At 42.8% G+C, this 17,098-nt stretch carries 15 protein-coding genes and 1 pseudogene; 5 read left to right on the top strand and 11 right to left on the bottom strand.

Annotated features, from left to right (window positions below; all coding sequences use genetic code 11):
- Nucleotides 1-319 precede the first annotated feature (319 nt).
- The 5 genes and pseudogenes from V7L31_RS04780 to V7L31_RS04760 form a co-directional block, all read right to left on the bottom strand.
- A complete protein-coding gene (locus V7L31_RS04780; RefSeq protein WP_334695181.1) occupies nt 320-760 on the bottom strand; it encodes a hypothetical protein in 441 nt (146 codons plus the stop codon).
- A gap of 702 nt (nt 761-1,462) precedes the next feature.
- Complete coding sequence (locus tag V7L31_RS04775) at nt 1,463-2,140, bottom strand: response regulator transcription factor (RefSeq protein ID WP_334695180.1); 678 nt, start codon at nt 2,138-2,140, stop codon at nt 1,463-1,465.
- Nucleotides 2,141-2,233: 93 nt separating this feature from the next.
- Nucleotides 2,234-3,208: a GTPase Era gene (gene era / locus V7L31_RS04770; protein WP_334695179.1), complete on the bottom strand. Its 975-nt coding sequence runs from the start codon at nt 3,206-3,208 to the stop codon at nt 2,234-2,236.
- Between the two features lie 279 nt (nt 3,209-3,487).
- Nucleotides 3,488-4,870, bottom strand: coding sequence for a 1-acyl-sn-glycerol-3-phosphate acyltransferase (locus V7L31_RS04765; RefSeq protein WP_334695178.1), 1,383 nt, complete (start codon nt 4,868-4,870; stop codon nt 3,488-3,490).
- A 186-nt stretch (nt 4,871-5,056) separates the two neighbouring features.
- A pseudogene (locus V7L31_RS04760) lies at nt 5,057-5,627 on the bottom strand (Uma2 family endonuclease).
- A gap of 177 nt (nt 5,628-5,804) precedes the next feature.
- On the opposite strand from V7L31_RS04760, the gene V7L31_RS04755 reads away from it, so the two are divergent.
- Together V7L31_RS04755 and V7L31_RS04750 are read left to right on the top strand one after the other, a co-directional pair.
- Nucleotides 5,805-7,619 (top strand): proline--tRNA ligase, encoded by a 1,815-nt coding sequence (locus V7L31_RS04755; protein WP_334695177.1) that lies wholly within the window; start codon nt 5,805-5,807, stop codon nt 7,617-7,619.
- Between the two features lie 318 nt (nt 7,620-7,937).
- Nucleotides 7,938-8,552 carry a GerMN domain-containing protein gene (locus V7L31_RS04750; RefSeq protein WP_334695176.1) on the top strand — a complete coding sequence of 205 codons (615 nt, stop codon included), beginning with the start codon at nt 7,938-7,940 and terminating at the stop codon, nt 8,550-8,552.
- A 64-nt stretch (nt 8,553-8,616) separates the two neighbouring features.
- Here the strand turns inward: V7L31_RS04750 and V7L31_RS04745 are convergent, their stop codons facing one another.
- From V7L31_RS04745 to efp, 3 genes are all read right to left on the bottom strand, one after another.
- Nucleotides 8,617-8,964, bottom strand: a complete 348-nt coding sequence (locus V7L31_RS04745; protein ID WP_104909018.1) for an ArsR/SmtB family transcription factor — start codon at nt 8,962-8,964, stop codon at nt 8,617-8,619.
- A gap of 62 nt (nt 8,965-9,026) precedes the next feature.
- Nucleotides 9,027-9,584, bottom strand: a complete 558-nt coding sequence (gene accB, locus V7L31_RS04740) for an acetyl-CoA carboxylase biotin carboxyl carrier protein (protein ID WP_334695175.1) — start codon at nt 9,582-9,584, stop codon at nt 9,027-9,029.
- 108 nt (nt 9,585-9,692) lie between these two features.
- The gene (gene efp / locus V7L31_RS04735) at nt 9,693-10,250 is read right to left on the bottom strand and encodes an elongation factor P (protein ID WP_179067019.1); all 558 of its coding nucleotides are present in this window, start codon (nt 10,248-10,250) and stop codon (nt 9,693-9,695) included.
- Nucleotides 10,251-10,437: 187 nt separating this feature from the next.
- Between efp and V7L31_RS04730 the strand changes: the two genes are divergently transcribed.
- Nucleotides 10,438-11,544 carry a peptidylprolyl isomerase gene (locus tag V7L31_RS04730; protein ID WP_334695174.1) on the top strand — a complete coding sequence of 369 codons (1,107 nt, stop codon included), beginning with the start codon at nt 10,438-10,440 and terminating at the stop codon, nt 11,542-11,544.
- A gap of 69 nt (nt 11,545-11,613) precedes the next feature.
- On the opposite strand, the gene V7L31_RS04725 is transcribed toward V7L31_RS04730, so the two are convergent.
- On the bottom strand, nt 11,614-12,195 hold the full coding sequence (locus V7L31_RS04725) for a Uma2 family endonuclease (RefSeq protein ID WP_334695173.1): 582 nt from the start codon (nt 12,193-12,195) through the stop codon (nt 11,614-11,616).
- 95 nt (nt 12,196-12,290) lie between these two features.
- Here V7L31_RS04725 and thiL point away from each other — a divergent pair, with 95 nt between their 5' ends.
- Nucleotides 12,291-13,343 (top strand): thiamine-phosphate kinase, encoded by a 1,053-nt coding sequence (thiL, locus tag V7L31_RS04720; RefSeq protein WP_334695172.1) that lies wholly within the window; start codon nt 12,291-12,293, stop codon nt 13,341-13,343.
- A 55-nt stretch (nt 13,344-13,398) separates the two neighbouring features.
- On the opposite strand, the gene V7L31_RS04715 is transcribed toward thiL, so the two are convergent.
- Nucleotides 13,399-14,412, bottom strand: coding sequence for a type I glyceraldehyde-3-phosphate dehydrogenase (locus V7L31_RS04715; RefSeq protein ID WP_334695171.1), 1,014 nt, complete (start codon nt 14,410-14,412; stop codon nt 13,399-13,401).
- A 116-nt stretch (nt 14,413-14,528) separates the two neighbouring features.
- On the bottom strand, nt 14,529-15,155 hold the full coding sequence (nadD, locus tag V7L31_RS04710) for a nicotinate (nicotinamide) nucleotide adenylyltransferase (RefSeq protein ID WP_334695170.1): 627 nt from the start codon (nt 15,153-15,155) through the stop codon (nt 14,529-14,531).
- A gap of 403 nt (nt 15,156-15,558) precedes the next feature.
- On the opposite strand from nadD, the gene murC reads away from it, so the two are divergent.
- The gene (gene murC / locus V7L31_RS04705; protein WP_334695169.1) at nt 15,559-17,022 is read left to right on the top strand and encodes a UDP-N-acetylmuramate--L-alanine ligase; all 1,464 of its coding nucleotides are present in this window, start codon (nt 15,559-15,561) and stop codon (nt 17,020-17,022) included.
- Nucleotides 17,023-17,098 lie beyond the last annotated feature (76 nt).

Genomic DNA, 17,098 nt, shown 5'->3' with positions numbered 1-17,098 from the left:
TATCACTCTTTATAGTGTGATTTTGTCAATTTAATTGCTAATTACTCATCATCCCTGAGTTTGAAACCTTGATATCGTTTGGCAGGATTTTAAATTATGGGCATTGGGAATTGGCTAGAAGCTGAAAAGTTAGGCGATCGCTACTGGTTTGGAGGCGATCGCACCGCGATTACAGTGAAGTTTTTACCATACTAAGTACAGCTTTGCATAAGTTCGTAACTTTTTTAAACGCAGAGGAACACAGAGGTAAACGTATAGGCGCTTCTCTACGAGACGCTACGCGAACGCCTTCCCGCAGGGTAGGTACGCAGAGCAATCTTTATGAGCCGACAGTGATGGTGTAAGATAACGCAAAAGGCTTGAAACTAGCTCCAGATTTGGGAGTACCGCTTAATTCCAATTCATAAGTTCCTACTTTGGGAAATACAATTTCGGCTCCAGGAATGCTTTTATATTGCTTGGTTGACACATTATGTAAAGTTGGCTTCAGCAATGGGCTATCAGTTTCGTTGTGAGGTTGAGGGTAGATAGCCAACTGACAGTTACATTGGGTTAGGGGAATTAATTGCCCACCTTTACGGGTGAGGACAATCCAAGCATGAGCAGTTTTGCCAGCTTGAGGATTGTCATGGGGTTCAATATGCAGCATTCCGCCCACGTCTTTTGATACCTTTTCGGTGTGGGCATTAACTGGTGTAGCTATCAAAACCGAAATCAATAATAGCCATCCCAAATTCTTCTCTAAGGTAAAGTGGAACATAGAGTTTCTAAGAGTAAAGTGAAGTAAAGCAGGCTGACTGGAGAAAGGCAATTAAAGGAAAATTCAAAGATTTTTGATGCTATTTTTCCACCAGTATTTAGGATAAAGATTTTAAAAGAAAAGAATAGTTGCGTCAAAAGACAGTCTGTCAAACTTTACCCAAAAATTCCTTACCAACTACTAAGGCTCAATCTCAACTAAAAGCTAGTTGACTCCTAAACTTCTACCTTAAAGACAAATTAGCCTATTACTTATGATAGTTACCATAATTCACTTGAATAAGTGAAAGTAATAACAATAACGAGCGAGAGTAAATATACTTAGTAGCTGAGGTTCAAAGCATGGACTTGACAGGTAAAGTTCAAATTGTGGACTCGTCCTGGTACGTTCCACTACCGCTGAAAGAGTATGCAATGAGCCGAGTAACTGTCTACTTTTATAGCGACAGATGGGTTCCAATTAAATATTGTTCTTTGGAAAAGGCGATTTTGCTTCACCAAAAAGCAAATTTAGAAGGCAAGGAAATTTTACTATTTCCAGATCATCTAGACCCTAATCAATTCTCAAACTCTTTTAACGAAAATGCATTGAGGTAGACTATTTTTCCAAATTCTTGGCGACAAATCAATCGAATTAATCGGTCATAGAGGCATACATATATTATATGTATGCCTCTAGTTGTAAAGTTTAATTTATATATAATCAAACCAACCCAGAACGCAATGCAACGACTGCTGCTTGCACGCGATCGTCTACTGCTAATTTATTCATAATCCCTCGAACATGAGTTTTAATAGTGTTGGGACTGAGATAGAGTTTTTCGGCAATCTCTGGGTTACTCAAACCGTCTACCATAAGTTTCAAGACTTCTAATTCGCGTCCAGATAAATTCGCTGTGTTGGTAGTGGGTGAAGGTGCTTTGAGATTATCAATTACTCGCCGCGCAATTTGGGGATCGAGATAGGCTGCACCATCAACTGCGGCGGCGATCGCACTTAACAATCTTTCTACACTTGCACCTTTGATACAATAGGCATCTGCACCGCTAGATAGTGCCGCAATAATTTCTGTCTCCGTTTGATGAGATGTCAGCATCACTACATGAGTTGCTGGCAGCGCCGCCTTAATTTGCTGTGTCGCCGCAATGCCATCCAATCGCGGCAATCCAATATCCATAACTACCAAATCGGGTTTCAGTTGCAGTGCGGCTTGAACTCCCAAATAACCATCTTCAGCTTGTCCAACAATTTCCAACTGAGGATGAGCCATTAACGATTGCTCTAATCCCAATTGCATCATTGGATCATCTTCAACAATTAACACACGCAATGGCGGAGCATTAGCGGGTAAATTTAAAGGATAGGGAGTATCTAAAGACATTTTTATTTATTAAGAGTCATTTGTTCTTTGTCATTAGTCATTAGTCCTTTGTCCTTTGCCTTTTTGACCAATGACTAATGACCAATGACTAATTTATTCTTCGACGCGATAACCTAGCTCTGCTAAACTGAGCCGCGACTGTCGCCATTTTGGCTGAACTTTCACAAATAATTCTAGGTAAACTTTACCAGCAATTAACTTTTGAATTTGTTCGCGAGCTTCACTGCCAATTGCTTTGAGCATTGCTCCACCTTTGCCAATGAGTATACCTTTTTGGGAATCGCGCTCGACGTTGATGCTAGCAAGTACACGGGTAATGCTGGGTGTTTCTTCTACTAAGTCAATGGCGATCGCAACTGAATGGGGTACTTCTTCACGAGTCAATAATAAAATTTGCTCTCGGATTAATTCACCCATAATAAAGCGCTCTGGTTGGTCAGTTACCAAGTCTGGGGGATAATATAATGGCCCAAGTTCTAAATGTTCAATTAATAATTCTTGAAGTTCCGGTAATCCTGCACTTGTCTTGGCAGAAAATTTCACGATTTCCCATTCATGAGATTGGGCCATCTGAGCGTAACTATCATCTAGATACTGAGAATCAGGCGGTTGTTGGTCGGTTTTGTTCACACCCAGAATCACCGGTGTTTTGCTGCGACTGAGCAATTCGGCAATATAGCGATCGCCTGCTCCACAAGCCACCGCTCCATCTACGACAAATAGCACTACATCTACTGATTCAATGGCAATTTTGGCATTTTGCACCAATACTTCGCCCAATTGATGATGAGGCTTATGAATTCCTGGCGTATCTACAAATATTAACTGCGCCTCTGGTGTCGTTAATATACCGCGCAAACGGTTACGTGTAGTTTGTGCTACTGGTGAGGTGATGGCAATTTTTTGTCCTACTAATTGATTCATTAGAGTAGATTTACCGACATTTGGACGACCAACAATGCCGATAAAACCTGATTTGAATTCAGGAGGAGCTTGAGGGATTGTTACTTCTCCTGAAAAAGAGAAAGTGTAATTATCAATACTAGTCACCTTTGGCTCCACCCTCATATTTTATAGCTGGGATAACTTGGTTTTTTCTGAGACACAAAACAAGCATAAAATTACCCTGGCATTTTTAGGGATTTTTTTGCCGAGGTTTAATCTACTACTGGCTCTACACTTATATTTTACAGCTGAGACAACTTGGTTTTGTTTTTAGACACAAAACAAACATAAGATTACTTGGGCACTTTTTAGGAAGGACTTTTGCTTGACATTTCATACATATTTATCTTATTTTGTCAAGATAATTTGAGGTATCTAAAGCAATTGTCCTTTCCATCCTGCTCAAATTAAAGCTTCCAACGCTTGTTGTAAATCATTCGTCACATCAGCAACAGCTTGTCTAGCACCCAAACGATTTTCTTGATATTTCGGGTAACGTTCCGAAATAGATATAGGTTCGCCTATAGTTATTTTTACTTTTTGCTTACCCAATTGTGGACGCTGCACAGCTTTATTTCCTTTGATTTTAGCAATCATTTGCCATAAAATTAAAGTCGTCTCAGCAAACCTTTCTACCGTTGGATTTTCGCGAATATAATTACCAGAAACAGCTACAAAACTTTCTACTAAACGCATGTGCCACATCCGCGCATTCGCTTCTTCTGCAACGCGATCGCCTAAAGCTCTTTCGACAGCAGATACTCCTTTGACATCCTTAAATTCTTCTCTAAATATATAATTCCAACCTGCTTGCTCGACTCGCCGACAACGGTCACTCAAACTACCTTTTGACTGTAAATTAAAATACTGTTCTGAGATTAACAGCGCTGCATTCAATAAAGCTTGTAAACGAACTGCTAATGCTTCATTTCTATCTGGAATTTGCCCGTTGACAATCTTCGCATCTGGCAGTTTTTGATGATAAAACCGGGTGTAAAATTCTTCCATTAGCAAAAGTAAATGTTCTGCCAAAGCCAACAACCGGGGATAAAGCGATTCTACCGAAGCCTGTTCTGGTGGATTTACAGGTAAACCGCTAGCCGCCTCTAATTCACTTAAAAGATTGGCGATCGCATCCCAAGGAGCATCAACGTAACTATATTTAATCCCAACTGGTACAATCAGAACTTGTTGATCGTCTCCGGCTTTGTGCAAATCTTCAGCACACCAGAAGCCTAATTGGGCGATACCAGGTTCTAAAGGGCTGATATTCTCCGATAAACCATTGGTAGCACCTTCAGGCGCAGCCGCCATCGGGAATTTGCCATTGGCGAACAACTCACGCGCCGAACGTAACCCCGTCCAGTCAGCTTTACCCCGTTGAATCGGAGTACCACCTAAATGAGAAGCAATCCAGCCAACGTGGGAACCTGCCCAGAGAGGAATGCCGCGATCGTAGATAAAATGAGCGTGAATGGGATATTGTAGTGGTGTGTTTTGCGATCGCGCTGTCTTTGGTACAAGCTGAGACAGCAAGTAACCTAAACAAAGTGGATCGTCTGTTTTCGGATGGCGAAATGCCAGCATAAAACGGATCTTACCCTCCTGAAACTGGCGATACAGATCCACCAGAACTTCTACGTTATCTGCTTCAATTTGGGTAATAGATGTTTGCCAATTTATCCAACTGGGTAGCAATAGATTGACGACTCGTAACAATAAAGGGTTAAACGCCGGAGGAATAAATTCTAAGGGTGCTTGTGCTTGATAAATTACATCTGCCAAGGTAGTTTCTCCTAAAGATACCGTGATTTCTTTTAAGCTATCTTAGCCGCTGTAAGATACCCTGACGATTGAAGTTGCAGTCACACACGACAAAAAATGAAGCGTACCTACGCAGACTTATAGAGTATTTTTTACTGCAATGCAAAGTATGGGCAGATAATGGAGATTTAGCAGCACTTGCAAATTTTAATAACAGGATAGACTCAAGCTAAATTCTGGTAACACATTTTCACCCGATAATTGTGTAGGCAGATTTCGCACCTCTACATCTTGCGTTTTGGCGATAAATTTCTACTTGCTGCTGTTGGGGATTTATCAACCACGCCAATTGCACCCCTGAACCTATATATTCGTGCATTTTAGAACGCAACATTTCCAAATCATCTATTGCCGATCTTAATTCAATGACAAAATCGGGTGCAATGGGGGGAAATTTCCGTCTTTGTTCAGGTGTGAGTGCTTGCCAACGTTCTCGTTGAATCCAAGCGGCATCTGGGGAACGGTCAGCACCATTAGGTAATTTGAATATAGTAGAAGAACTGAAAGTGTAACCCAGGCCAGTTTGTCGATTCCAGATTCCCAGATCGATAATTAAATCTGCTTCTCGATTCCCGCTTTCACCTCCAACGGGGGACATGATGATTAATTCTCCCTTGGCAGTGCGTTCAAATTTCAATTCGCGGTTATTTTGACATAAGTGATAAAATTGTTCGTCACTAAAGTGAACGGTGTCTAGTTTTAATGTCAAAGGACTCATAATCTAGACCTAGATTGTAGGAAAGATTATATCACAATACAGTTCGGAATGAGCAACAAAACACTTGTAGAGACGGCAATTTATCGCGTCTCGAAAACCCAAAATTGTTGCCAGTAGCCTTTAACTGAACCGTATTGGTTTATAAACAAATTAAAGATTCTAGAAAGGGAGTAAACGATGCGACTTTCACAAATGTTATTTGTTACACTGCGGGACGATCCAGCGGATGCTGAGATTCCCAGTCATAAATTATTACTCCGTGCAGGTTACATTCGTCGCATCGGTAGTGGTCTTTATGCTTATTTGCCTTTGATGTGGCGGGTACTGCAAAAAGTTTCTCAAATTGTGCGGGAAGAAATGAACGCTACAGGCGCACAAGAATGTCTTTTACCACAATTACAACCTGCTGAGTTATGGAAAGAATCAGCACGCTGGGACACTTATACCAAAGCTGAGGGAATTATGTTTTCCCTAATTGACCGCCGCGAGCAACAATTAGGATTAGGCCCAACTCATGAAGAGGTAATTACAGCGATCGCTCGTGATATGATTCGCTCTTATCGCCAGCTACCATTACATCTTTACCAAATTCAAACCAAGTTCCGCGATGAAATTCGTCCCCGCTTTGGTTTAATGCGCGGACGAGAATTTATAATGAAGGACGGCTACTCTTTTCATACCGATGAAGCCAGCCTCAAAGAAACTTACCAGGATATGTATAAAGCCTACAGCAATATCCTACGGCGTTCTGGTTTAGCTTTTCGGGCAGTGGAAGCTGATTCTGGTGCCATTGGTGGTTCTGGTTCCACAGAATTTATGATTTTGGCGGAAGCTGGCGAAGACGAAGTTCTCTACACTGAGGATGGTAAATACGCCGCTAACGTAGAAAAGGCTGTTTCTTTACCAATTGACGCCGAAACCTCACGGTTTACAACCTACGAAAAACGCGATACACCTGGAACAGAAACCATTGAAAAAGTCTGTCAACTCCTCAACTCTTCTCCTACTCAATTAGTTAAAAATGTCCTTTATCAAACAGTTTATGATAATGGTATAACAGTGTTAATTTTGGTGAGCATCCGAGGCGATCAGGAAGTTAATGAAGTCAAATTGCAAAATGAACTGACCAAATTAGCTTCTGAGTATGGTGCTAAAACTATTATTAGTTTGAATGTACCAAATGTAGAAGCCCAGCAAACATGGACAGCGAAATCTCTACCTTTAGGCTACATTGCGCCAGATATCGCAGATGAGTATATTGCCGCCAATAAACAGATTCATCCCAAGTTTTTGCGCTTGGTGGATCAAACAGCCGTTGATTTAAAAAACTTTGTTACAGGCGCGAATGAAGCTGGTTATCACGTAGTTGGTGCTAATTGGGGTGAGCAATTTAAGTTACCAGAGCGAATAGTAGATATTCGTAAGTCAAGACCAGGCGATCGCGCCATCCATAACCCAGAACAAACCCTTGCAAGCGCCCGTGGAATTGAAGCAGGTCACATCTTCCAATTAGGGACTAAATATTCCCAAGCTATGGGTGCAACTTATACCAACGAACAGGGTGAAGAAAAGCCGCTATTTATGGGTTGTTTTGGTGTAGGCGTATCACGTTTAGCCCAAGCTGCCGTCGAGCAATCTTACGATAAAGATGGGATTATTTGGCCAGTTGCGATCGCACCCTACCACGCGATCGTCACAATTCCTAACATTAAGGATGCTCAACAAATCGAAATCGCCCAAAAACTTTACACAGAACTCAATCAAGCGGGAATTGAAACTTTACTAGACGACCGCGACGAACGGGCAGGAGTGAAATTTAAAGATGCGGACTTGATTGGCATACCTTATAGAATTGTAACCGGACGTGCGATCGCTAATGGCAAAGTTGAAGTTGTAGAAAGAGCCACCCATAAATCCCAAGAAATAGTCATTGATGAAGTTACAGCAACACTCAAAGGTTGGATTACAGAAGCAATAGGGCATAAGGCATAAGTATGGAGAAGAGACAAGGAAGAGGGGGGAGACAAGGGAGAGACTTGTCCAATAATTTCCCTTATCTTCCTTGTCCCCAACTTCTAACTCCTAACTCCTAACTCTTAACTTTTCACTCTCGACTTCCCAAAATTTACATAATTTGGTAGGTGACGGATTAGAAATAAAAATTCTAGAATTGGATTAGGGAATTACATAATAAAAAGGCATCAAGTCTCCTCTAGATTGTGGGAAACTCTCTACTTGTAAGTATCGTCTTTAACCAGGCTGCTCCTCACATAACTACCATATCAGCCCTCAGTTAGGAAGGTTTTAAACATGAAAGACCAACAAGGATCTAATCGTATTTCTTCAGGCGTAATTGCAGCTGTATCAGCAGTGGTTGTAGCGGTGGGTGGTGGTGTAGCTTGGTTTACCACACAATCCAACAATACTCCCACACCATCATCAAACCCATCTCAGCAAATAGCTCAACCAGCACAGCCATCAACTAGACAGCCAGGTAATGAGCAAACGCCTAACGTTTATTGGCTAAGACCAAAGGACAAAAATGTTGCTTTGGTTCCCCAGCCTGTTAAAGTAGCTTCTGTATTACCCAACCAAGCTTTAGAAGCAGCTTTCCAAAGTTTGTTAGCAGGCCCAACAGATGGGACAGATTCGACAACCATCCCCAAAGGAACCAAATTATTGGGGCTAAAGTCGGAAAATAATGAGGTTCACGTTAATTTATCCGAAGATTTTACCAGTGGTGGTGGTAGCACCTCAATGATGGGCCGTGTGGGACAAGTTGTTTACACTGCGACAACTTTAAATCCCAAAGCCAAGGTGTACATTGATGTGAACGGCAAACCGTTGGATGTTTTAGGCGGTGAGGGTGTAGAGATACAACAACCGCTAACTCGCGAACAGTTTCAGAAAGATTATCCACTTTAGTCATTAGTCATTAGTCATTGGTTTTTCACAAATGACAACTGACAAATGACAAAGGACAAAAGACCTAACGTTTGCTATTTAATACACGAAAATTACGGGCTTGCTGCTCCAACCTTGTGGCGAGGCGATCGCAAACCCGATTACACAAATCAAAAATCATTTGATCTTCCACCCGGTAATAGGCGCAAGTTCCTTCACTGCGGCGGCTAAGGATACCTGCTTGCCACATTACCTTCAGATGTTTTGACACATTTGCCTGAGAAGTCTGTGTTGCCTCTACCAACTCTTGCACGCATTTTTCTTCATCCCGTAATAAGTGTAGCAGCCGTAGGCGCATTGGCTCACTTAACAGGCTGAAGTATTCAGCTACTTGTTGCACCACTTCTGGTGGTAAAGGCAACGTTTGTTTCATCAGGGTTAACCCGCAAGGAAAGAAAATTTTAACAATGATTCACATCATATATAGATTAATACTTAATCGGGGTTAATTCGCATCAAAGGTTGACCATATTCTACAGCGTCGCCATTATGTAGGAGAATTTCCATCACCTGTCCAGAAACTTCGGCTTCGATTTCATTCATCAGCTTCATAGCTTCAATGATACAGACTGTTTGACCCTTGCGGACGCGATCGCCCACTTCCACAAATGCCGCTTCCCCAGGCGCAGGAGCGCGATAAAACGTTCCTACCATTGGGGAAGGCACTTCTACTAATCTTTGGTCAATGGTTGAGGGAGGACTTACTGACAACTGCAATTGTGTGCTAGTACCAGTATTCTCAAACACACGAGATGTGGACACCTCCGTTACCTGACTTCCGCTCACCTGGTTTCCCCCAGATGAACTCGATGTCAAGCCTGAACCTACCACACCGCCTAAAGTCCCTTGACCTACCGACAACATCTGATTGCTAACGCTCACAGCCTTACGAACTGTTAGCTCAAAATCATCGCTTTTGAGCGTGACTTCTGCAATATCTGTTTGTGCGATAGTTGCCAGAAGTTGGCGGATTTCATTAAAGTCCAATGGCACAGTTTTTATTACCTCGACCTATCCGTAAATTAGCATTTTAAGTGTGGCAGGGGATTAATCCCTATGTAGGGATTTAAATCGGGACTTGCATCTCCATAGAGATGAAAGTTATTCCCTGCTGATATATTTATCTTCCTGGGTATCAACTTTGATGCGTTCTCCTTGGGAAATAAACAAAGGAACCATCACAACTGCACCAGTTTCCAGAGTTGCTGGTTTTGAGCCACCTGTGGCGGTGTCACCTTTTAAACCGGGATCTGTTTGGACAATTTCTAGAACCACAGACTTAGGCAATTCTACTCCTAGCACCTGTTCGCCCCACTTAATAACTTCGGCTTCCATACCTTCCTTCAGGTATTTGACGCGATCGCCAATTTGTGCCTTGGTCAATCTGCCTTCTTCATAAGTTTCCATATCCATAAAGACAAACTCATCGCCTTCTTTATAGGTATGCTGCATCGTGCTTTTTTCTAGAGTGGCTTGCGGCACTGTTTCCCCGGCTCGGAACGTTTTTTCCATAACGCTCCCACTCTGGACATTTTTTAGCTTAGTTCGTACAAAAGCGGAACCTTTACCTGGCTTGACGTGTAGGAATTCAAGCACTCGCCATACAGACCCATCCAATACAATTGAAACACCGGGTCGAAAGTCGTTACTGGAGATCATGAAACTTTCAAATTTTGGAAGACAATCGGCATTTATTGTACCCTTCTAGGGTCGTCATTGGGCATTTGTCATTAGTCATTTATCATTTGTCATTAGTCATTAGTCATTTATCCTCTGCCCTTAACGTGGGAAGATTATTGATGGGTTACGTCCAGTCAACAATTTAATGCTGCATTTGAGTTATCCCATGCTTAACTTATTAAAATCCTGGCTGAAGAACAGCCTAATGGCAATACTGCTGATAACAATATTTTTAGGCATAACTACAGCTGGGTGGACTCCCTCCAGTAGCGCCGCACTGCCATCGGGCAATGCAATTACCGACGGAAAGGCTTTGTTGCGGTATGCACTCCCGATAGATAACAAACCTGTGCGGCAATTACAAGGCAGTTTAGAGGACATCTCTGCCCAACTGCGGGCGAATCGGCGTTGGGGTGCTATTTCCAAGGACATTAGCCAAGCATCCCGCATTCTCGATAAACCTTCCCAAATCTTAACAAGCGTTCCCGCAGAACGCCAACCCCAAGCCGAAGCTTGGATTACCGAGTTGAAATCTGGGGTGGGTAAATTGCAAGAATTGGCGAACAGCAAAGATAAAGAACAAATTCTGCAAGAAAGAGGTAAACTGCTAAATCTCGTGACTCAGCTAGAAGAGTCAATGGTGAAACAATTTCCCTTTGAAGTGCCTGCTGAATATAGTAATTTGCCGCAACTTAAAGGTCGTGCCACTGTAGAAATCAAAACCAACAAAGGCGATTTGTCCCTTGTTGTGGATGGTTACAGCGCCCCCGTGACTGCTGGTAATTTTATAGATTTGGTGCAGAGGGGTTTTTATAATGGTTTAGAATTTACCCGTTCTGAAGAATCTTACTTTCTCCAAACTGGAGATCCAGAAGGTAAAGACGTGGGTTTCATTGATCCAAAGACGGGTAAATATCGCGCTATTCCTTTAGAAGTCTTAGTTCAAGGAGATAAAGCACCTACTTATGGCATTACTTTAGAAGAAGCTGGTCGTTACGTTGATATGCCAGTTCTACCTTTTTCTGCCTTTGGTGCAGTAGTGATGGCTCGTCCTGAAAGTGAGGTAAATGGTGGTTCATCACAATTTTTCTTCTTTTTGTTTGAACCAGAACTCACTCCCGCCGGACGCAACCTATTAGATGGTCGCTATGCCGTTTTTGGCTATCTCACCGAAGGTAAAGAAGTTTTGGATAAACTGAAAGCTGGTGACAAAATCGAATCAGCAAAAGTGGTTCAAGGGATAGAAAATCTGGTTGAACCGCAAGCTGCATAACATAGGGCAGGGGAGCAGGGGAAGCAGAGGGAGAATAATTAATTACTACTAACTCCTAACTCTTAACTTCTAACTCCCCTGATTCAGATTTCCGGCGGTGAATATCTGCTCAACTGCGATCGCTATTTCTGGAAAAGTCCGCGATCCAATTTGCTGGTCGCCAGTAAACACCGTCTCTTCGTAAAATCCTTCTTCCAAACACAACACAGAAATCTTTTCTTTTAGTGGGTCTACAATCCAATATTCTGGGACTTCAATCGCTGCATATTCAGACCGCTTATAACGATAGTCCCGCTTAATAGAATCTGGACTGACTACTTCTACAATTAGTAATGGTGGTGACTCAAAGACTGCTGATGCATTGAGCAATTCTCTTGCTTGCTCCTGCGTCACCACAGACAAGTCAGTTAACCGAGACTTATTTTTCCCCGTCCTCGTCCCAGTTTCGCGAAAAGTTAACCAAGGTAAACTCAAGCGCTGAATTTCCGCTATAAGTGCGGTATCTAAAAAAGCGACAATCAAGAAATGTTGAATTGTAGGGGAATTCATTAATTCCAGCCTGCCATCTACTAGCTCATAGTGAAAACCACTGCCATCATCATAATTTAAGTACTCTTCAAAGGTGAGCTTTGTTACTGGTGTAGAGACCATTCCAACATCCCCTAGACGATACCTTTATCGTAACTTGGGGGAGTGGGGAGTAGGGAAATGAGGGAAGAAGGAGAATGACAAATGACAAATGACCAATGACAAAAGTTAAAGATATTGGCGAACAAAGTCTTCTAGAAAAATTACAGCGTTTTTGTCCCGCAGAAATTATCGGCGATGATGCCGCAGTACTTGAGACTGCACCAGGGCAATCTTTAGTAGTGACTACAGATGTGCTGGTTGATGGCGTACATTTTAGCAACCTCACCACTTCCCCAGAAGATGCTGGTTGGCGAGCTGCTGCTGCCAACTTATCAGATTTAGCTGCAATGGGTGCTTCTCCATTAGGAATCACTGTCGGGTTAGGACTCCCCGGTGAACTTAGGGTAAGTTGGGTAGAACGCTTGTACCAGGGAATGACAGAATGCCTGCAAAAATACAATACCCTAATTGTTGGGGGTGATGTGGTGCGATCGCCTGTTACTACTCTGGCAATTACCGCTTTTGGTCAAGTTAACCCTAGTCAAATTATCCGCCGTTCTGCTGCTGCGATCGGGGATGCGATTGTTGTTACAGGCGTTCATGGAGCTTCCCACGCTGGCTTAGAACTCCTCTTGCATCCCGAATTAGGACAAAACCTCAAAGATGCAGAACGCACGGCTCTAATCCGCGCACATCAACGTCCACAACCACGATTAGATGTCTTACCCATCCTCTGGAAAATTTTAAATTCCCAATCCCAAATCCCAGTTGCGCTGGAAGCGCACCAAAGGTGCGACCTAAAATCTAAAATTCCTGTAGCTGGTATGGATAGCAGCGATGGTTTGGCAGATGCAATTATCCAAATTTGCCGCGCCAGTGGTGTTGGCGCTGTTTTAGAACACAGACAAATTCCCGTACCAAAAACTTTTAATCATTGGTTGCCACCAGAGCAAGCGTTAAAATATGCTCTATATGGTGGCGAAGACTTTGAATTAGTGCTGTGTTTACCACAAGAATTAGCATCAGCCTTAGTGCAACATCTTGGAGAAGGTGCTGCGATCGCAGGTAGCATTACAGCCGGATCGACAGTAATATTGCACGACGAGCAAAAAAAATTCCCTGACCAAGTTCTGAATCTTAGCCAGGGATTTCAACATTTTGGTCAATAGTCCTTTGTCCTTTGTCATTCTTCCAATGACTAATGACTAATGACTGATGACTGATTTATTGCCACTTCTCGGCTACTAATTCTGCCAAATCCAAAACTCGTTGGCTGTAACCCCACTCGTTGTCATACCATGCCATAACTTTTACTAAGTCATTACCTAAGACCAAAGTCAAGCTAGCATCAACAATCGAAGAAGCGTCGTGACCTTGATAATCAGACGATACCAGTTCTAGATCGCTGTAAGCCAAAATACCTTTAAGTGGGCCTTCGGCAGCATCTTTGAGAGCTTGGTTAACTTCTTCAGTAATAGTACGCTTTTCAACCTGCACTACGAAATCTACCATTGAGACGTTCGGGGTTGGTACGCGTAAGGCAACGCCATTTAGCTTGCCTTTCAGGTCTGGGATAACTAGCGCCACTGCTTTCGCTGCACCAGTGGAGGTGGGTACAATGTTTATCGCTGCGGCCCTCGCCCGTCGCAAATCCCGGTGAGAAGCGTCTAGCAAGCGCTGATCGCCTGTATAGCTGTGGGTGGTGGTCATCGTACCTTTGATGATGCCGAACTTATCGTTCAACACCTTGGCGATTGGTGCCAAGCAGTTGGTAGTACAGCTAGCGTTACTGATAATGTTGTGTACGTTGTGGTCATAGTCGTGATGATTCACACCAACCACAAAAGTGCCATCCTCGTTTTTACCAGGAGCGGTAATCAGAACTTTCTTGGCTCCAGCATTCACATGCTTCAGCGCCCCTTCTTTGCTAGTAAACACCCCGGTTGCTTCGATAATTAGGTCAATTCCCCAATCTCTCCAGGGCAAGTTTTCGGGATTGCGATCGGATACGCACTTAATGGTCTTGCCGTTAACGATGATAGAGTTATCGTCGGCACTAATCTCAGCACCTTTGATCTTCCCTAGCATTGAGTCATACTTGAGCAGGTGAGCATTAGTTCTGGGGTCTGACGTGTCATTAATCGCGACAAGATCGATTTGACTATTCTCTCTACCCACCCAACAACGCGCAAAGTTACGTCCAATCCGCCCGAAACCGTTGATTGCAACTCTAATCACAGTACCTTGCCCTCTGTATTTATGCTTATATGTTGATATCGTTGACCCCAATCATATCGCAAAGGGGGGGGGCACTTATAACCATAAAGTGTTAGATCAATAAAAAAACACATAATTTATTCAGATTTGTGAGAGTAGAGATTGTTGTTAGTGATATATGATCTGACCGATTCCGGTACTAAATAACGAATTGACTGGTGTTCGCGGCGAAATTTGCGAATTAGACTTGACGAAACTCCTACTAAAGGTATATTCAAGAGTTGCCAGTGAATGGTAGAAGACTGCTCTGTGAGTTGTTGCTCTACTTGCTTGCAGATTAATTTGCTTTGAGTTATAGTCTCACCACCTAGCAGTCGGGGTGCGATTAACCAATCACACATTTGTGCTAGTTCGTGTCCACGATGCCAACGGGGTAAGGTTTGGAAAGTATCTAAGCCGACAATCCAGTACCAGTGAGTGTTTGGGTAACAGGCAGATAAGTCAATCAGGGTGTTAATGGCATAAGAAGTCCCAGAGCGATTTGTCTCCACTAGTGAGACAGTAAACGCTGGGTTATCTTTTATGGCTAATTGCAGCATTTGCAAACGATGCTCAAACAAAGCTGCTTCTTTGTGAGGAGGATTTAGGGATGGCACCCAAATTACCTTTTCAAGGCATACTTGATGCAAAGCTGTCTCGGCTACAAGCAGGTGTCCCCAATGAATTGGATCGAATGTGCCACCAAAAATTGCTAGTTGCTGCATCCAGTTATGCCTGGGTTTTATGCAATTGGAAAATAGTTTCGTTACCAATGTACTATTTTACTCAATTCACGCCTAAACTTGATGCAATTTCAAATCAGTTTCACTAAACAATGTATTATGTAGCCAATTACAGTAAGGCAGCCAAATTTATGTATTTGACATTACAAGAATTTCTTTCCCGATGCGGCCAAAATTTTCAGAATAATCTTAAGAACAGTTCAAAAATAGCAAAAACCTCCAACCAAGGTAAAATCATTCTGAACAAAGAAAACCAGAGCAGAAATATCATTTGGACATCAAACATGAACATGATACAGGAGTAGTTACGGTAAAAATCAAATTCCTGTTATGATACGCGTGTCATTTGTGATTATGGTGTGGTGTGGTGTAAAAGGAGCAATAAATGACTAATTTTGTAGATTTTAGTGGTAGACCATTTCATTTCATTGGCATTGGTGGCATAGGTATGTCTGCTCTGGCATACGTTCTCACAAAGCGTCAATTTCCAGTATCAGGTTCGGATCTTCGTCCAAACCATATTACGCACAAGTTAGAATCTATCGGCGCTCATATTTTTGGTAAACAAGAGGCAAGCAATCTTGAATTCTTTCGACCTCAAGTATTGGCTAATGCAGTAGTATTAAATTCACAAGAACAATTAACTCCTGAGACTAACTCGAAATTGCCTCAAGTCATTTGTTCAACAGCAATTAACACTAATAATTTAGAATACAAAGCAGCGCTGGAATTAGGTTGTCCAATTTTACATCGTTCAGATGTACTAGCAGCTCTAATTGCCGAGTACTACAGCATTGCAGTGGCAGGAACACACGGCAAAACCACAACTAGTAGCATGATTGGCTATATGCTTTTGGAAGCAGGCCTAGACCCAACAATTTTAGTAGGTGGCGAAGTCAATGCATGGTCTGGTAATGCTCGACTGGGACAAAGCCAATATTTGGTAGCCGAGGCAGATGAATCAGATGGTTCCCTAGTAAAACACGCTCCTGAAATTGGCATCATTACCAATATTGAACTCGATCATCCTGACCACTACGATACATTAGAAGAAGTCATTGACATCTTCCAGACATTTGCTAAGAGTTGTAAAACCTTGATAGGTAGCATTGACTGTGCGACAGTGCGCGATCGCTTACAACCCACAATTACCTACAGCTTACACTCAGATACCAACGCTGATTACACCGTCACCAATATTGATTATCGGGCTGATGGTACCACAGCTTTAGTTTGGGAAAGAGGCAAAGCTTTGGGCGTATTGACATTGCGGCTGCTCAGTCGGCATAATCTCAGCAATGCCTTAGCCGCCGTGGCTGTTGGTCGCGCCTTGGGTTTAGAATTTGGAGCAATTGCCAAAGGTATCGCCACCTTTGAAGGAGCAAGACGACGCTTTGAGTTCCGAGGTGAAGTCAATGGCATTACCTTCATCGATGACTATGCCCATCATCCGAGCGAGATTCGCGTTACTCTCGCCGCAGCCCGTTTACAGGCAAGACCAGGGCAAAGAGTGGTTGCCATCTTCCAACCTCATCGCTATAGCCGTACACTCACCTTTTTAGAAGAATTTGCCAAGTCTTTTGCACATGCTGATTTGGTTGTGCTGACTGATATTTACAGTGCCGGTGAACCAAATTTAGGGCAAATTAGTGGTGAAAGTCTGGCCGCAGAGATTGCTAAACAGCATTCTCCTGTCGTTTATCAACCAACTTTACCCGCAGTGTGTGAATACTTGCTACAAACACTACGCCCAGGAGACTTGGCGTTGTTTTTGGGGGCTGGAAACTTGAACCAGGTGATTCCTGAAGTAATTACAACACTTTGTGAGCCAGCTAAAGCCACATCCTAAAGCGGAGACTTTGCGAAGTTTTATTTCTGAGCAAAGCACCCCTCTAGTAACGGTTTCATAGGTTAACTCCATTACC

Origin of the sequence: Nostoc sp. (assembly GCF_036916655.1) — a bacterium.
Classification (GTDB): Bacteria; Cyanobacteriota; Cyanobacteriia; order Cyanobacteriales; family Nostocaceae; genus Nostoc.
Note: the sequence above shows the minus strand (reverse complement) of the source record. Positions and strands in the feature narration are given on the sequence as shown.

Excerpts from the sequence above, each read along its gene's own strand:
- V7L31_RS04730 (WP_334695174.1), top strand. The coding sequence starts at position 10,438 with ATGCTTAACTTATTAAAATCCTGGCTGAAGAACAGCCTAATGGCAATA.
- V7L31_RS04780 (WP_334695181.1), bottom strand. The coding sequence starts at position 760 with ATGTTCCACTTTACCTTAGAGAAGAATTTGGGATGGCTATTATTGATT.
- V7L31_RS04775 (WP_334695180.1), bottom strand. The coding sequence starts at position 2,140 with ATGTCTTTAGATACTCCCTATCCTTTAAATTTACCCGCTAATGCTCCG.
- V7L31_RS04745 (WP_104909018.1), bottom strand. The coding sequence starts at position 8,964 with ATGAAACAAACGTTGCCTTTACCACCAGAAGTGGTGCAACAAGTAGCT.
- V7L31_RS04725 (WP_334695173.1), bottom strand. The coding sequence starts at position 12,195 with ATGGTCTCTACACCAGTAACAAAGCTCACCTTTGAAGAGTACTTAAAT.
- thiL (WP_334695172.1), top strand. The coding sequence starts at position 12,291 with ATGACAAAAGTTAAAGATATTGGCGAACAAAGTCTTCTAGAAAAATTA.
- era (WP_334695179.1), bottom strand. The coding sequence starts at position 3,208 with ATGAGGGTGGAGCCAAAGGTGACTAGTATTGATAATTACACTTTCTCT.
- murC (WP_334695169.1), top strand. The coding sequence starts at position 15,559 with ATGACTAATTTTGTAGATTTTAGTGGTAGACCATTTCATTTCATTGGC.
- V7L31_RS04750 (WP_334695176.1), top strand. The coding sequence starts at position 7,938 with ATGAAAGACCAACAAGGATCTAATCGTATTTCTTCAGGCGTAATTGCA.
- efp (WP_179067019.1), bottom strand. The coding sequence starts at position 10,250 with ATGATCTCCAGTAACGACTTTCGACCCGGTGTTTCAATTGTATTGGAT.
- V7L31_RS04755 (WP_334695177.1), top strand. The coding sequence starts at position 5,805 with ATGCGACTTTCACAAATGTTATTTGTTACACTGCGGGACGATCCAGCG.
- nadD (WP_334695170.1), bottom strand. The coding sequence starts at position 15,155 with ATGCAGCAACTAGCAATTTTTGGTGGCACATTCGATCCAATTCATTGG.